At 48.5% G+C, this 2,852-nt stretch carries 1 protein-coding gene; it reads right to left on the bottom strand.

Features of this window, described 5'->3' with window-relative positions; all coding sequences use genetic code 11:
• Positions 1-2,852 (bottom strand): sialoglycan-binding domain-containing protein (locus tag SORDD24_RS05160; RefSeq protein WP_269139590.1); only part of this gene is annotated, 2,852 nt, incomplete at both ends.

The raw sequence follows: 2,852 nt of genomic DNA, 5'->3' as shown, positions 1-2,852 counted from the left end.
CCGATTCACTTGAGCTGACTGACGCGGATTGACTGGAGCTCACTGAAGCTGATTGACTTGTGCTTACAGAGGCTGATCGACTAGCACTCGCTGAAGCGGATTGACTCAAGCTTACAGATGCAGACTCACTCGAACTTACTGAGGCTGATTGGCTTGCGCTCGCTGAAGCGGACTGGCTCGAGCTTGCAGACGCTGACTCACTTGAACTTGCAGATGCAGACTGACTGGCACTCGTTGAAGCAGACTCACTCGAACTCACTGAGGCTGATTGACTTGCACTCACTGACGCGGACTGGCTGGCACTTACTGAAGCCGATTGACTTGCACTCACAGATGCTGACTCACTTGCGCTCACCGAAGCAGACTCACTCGAACTCACTGAGGCTGATTGGCTCGAACTCACCGATGCTGATCGACTCGCACTTGCTGAAGCAGACTCACTCGAACTCACTGAGGCTGATTGGCTTGCGCTCGCTGAAGCGGACTGGCTGGCACTTACTGAAGCCGATTGACTTGCACTCACTGACGCGGACTGGCTCGAGCTTATAGATACAGATTGGCTGGAGCTTACAGACGCGGATTGACTGGAGCTCACTGAAGCTGATTGGCTCGAACTTACTGATGCAGACTGACTTGCACTTACTGAAGCGGATTGGCTGGAGCTTACAGACGCTGACTGACTAGCGCTGGCTGAAGCGGATTCGCTTGAGCTGATCGATGCAGACTGGCTCGAGCTAGCTGAAGCGGATTCGCTGGAGCTGACCGATGCAGACTGACTAGCGCTGGCTGAAGCGGATTGGCTCGAGCTTACTGAAGCGGATTGGCTTGCGCTCGCTGAGGCTGACTGGCTGGAGCTTACTGATGCTGATTCACTTGCACTTGCCGATGCAGATTGACTAACGCTCAATGAAGCGGACTGACTAGCGCTTACTGAGACTGACTGGCTCGAGCTGACTGAGGCTGATTGGCTTGCGCTCGCTGAAGCGGATTCGCTTGCGCTTACAGACGCGGATTGACTTGAGCTCACTGACGCTGATTGGCTCGAACTTACTGATGCAGACTGACTCGAGCTTACAGATGCAGATTCACTCGAACTCGCTGAAGCTGATTCGCTTGAGCTTACAGACGCGGATTGACTTGAGCTCACTGACGCTGATTGGCTTGCGCTCGCTGAGGCTGATTGACTCGAGCTTGCAGACGCTGACTGACTTGCACTTACTGAAGCGGATTGGCTTGCGCTCGCTGAGGCTGACTGGCTTGAACTTACCGATGCTGATCGACTAGCGCTGGCTGAAGCGGATTGGCTCGAGCTTACTGAAGCGGATTGGCTTGAGCTTACTGAGGCAGACTGGCTATTACTTGCTGAAATCGACGCTTGATTTGGCGTAATTTGCCCATTAAACACATCTGAAACCAAACCATCTACTGTCGTACTTGCAGTCACCGGTCCACTAGGAAGTCGTCCTCCATTGCGATCATATACTTTCTTCAAGTCTGTTGCAGTAAAGGTTACACTGGTAGAACTCCCCGTTGTCTGTTTGGTAAATGTTTCACCTGCAATTGTTAAAGTAACTGTCCCACCTGGAGCAACCCCATCTACCGTAATCGCTTGATTTGAGAGCCCACCTTTTTCGTTAAGATATTGATTCTCTATCCTTGGCGTCTGAGGACGCACAGTAAAGCTCACGTCAATTTCATCCGTACTTCCATCTGGATATGTCACCACGGCTGTTAACTGATGACGACCAGCTGGTAAATCTGTATTGGTTCCAGATTTCCAAGTATAGGTTGTTCTAGTTCCCTTAGTAATTCCTGTAGTAGGTAATTCTGGCGTCCCTGTAGCATTCGTGATGTACTGACTGGCTTCACCAACAGAGATTGTTCCCGAATTTGTCGTAAGAGTAAAGTTTCGATTCACCTCAGCATTGATAGCTGGTTCGTACTTTTCAGACTGAGCATGGACTTCAAATTGAATTGCGGCAGGGTTGGCTGTTAAATCTTTTACAAGACCTACGTCAGTCGTATTTCCGCTAAAATTACCTTCCTGATCATAGGTGAAAACATAACGGGTCCACAAACTATTTACTGCTTGATTTTTTCCAACAGAACCCGTGATTGAAACGGTGAAAGGATTGGTTGTTGTCGCATTTCCATCCTTCGCTAGCCTATCTGTCGGAACAATCATTCTGATACTTTGACCATTACTCGTAGTGAATGAGACAACAGTTGAAGTAGCCGGATAGGCCGCGGGAACAGCAGTAGGGACAAATTTTGCATGTTCAATTCGACCACTGTTATCAGTAAACTCAATGGTCGCAGAAAAATTTTCTTCTCGATAAATTTTAAATTTTTGTCCTTCTAGAACTGCGCCACCTGTAACCGTTATTTTCTGAAGTTCTGGCTTCTCAATATCCCTAGCAGCTCTGAAGCTAGCGGTATTTGAAGCTTTGGTCAGAACTTGTCCATTTCTGCTGTCACGAAGTCCAGAGTTGGCACGTAACACAGCATTTGCAATACTGTTTCGAGCTTCTGTAGCTTTTTGTAGGATAGTGGCAAGGTCAGAAGCCTCCCCTTTCAAGGCTTCTGCTATCTCATTCTTCGCTAGACTAGCCTTCGTAATCGCCTCATCCGAGTTTGGAAGCCCCTGCGCTTGAGCTAGAAATTGCCCAATCTCAGCAGACAAGGCCTCTAATTTCTTCCGTTTTTCTTCACTTTGCTTTTCTGTCAAGGCTACAGAAGTCATAGTCAGACTCGATTCAGCCGTCACACCTTCATTCTTTACACGACCAGACTGACTTTGAGGCAAGGATTCTGTAGAAAAATCAACTGCTTTTAATTCTTTTGAAGGTTGT

Origin of the sequence: Streptococcus oralis, assembly GCF_001579175.1 — a bacterium.
GTDB lineage: Bacteria > Bacillota > Bacilli > Lactobacillales > Streptococcaceae > Streptococcus > Streptococcus oralis_O.
This window is presented reverse-complemented; position numbering and strand designations above follow the sequence as displayed.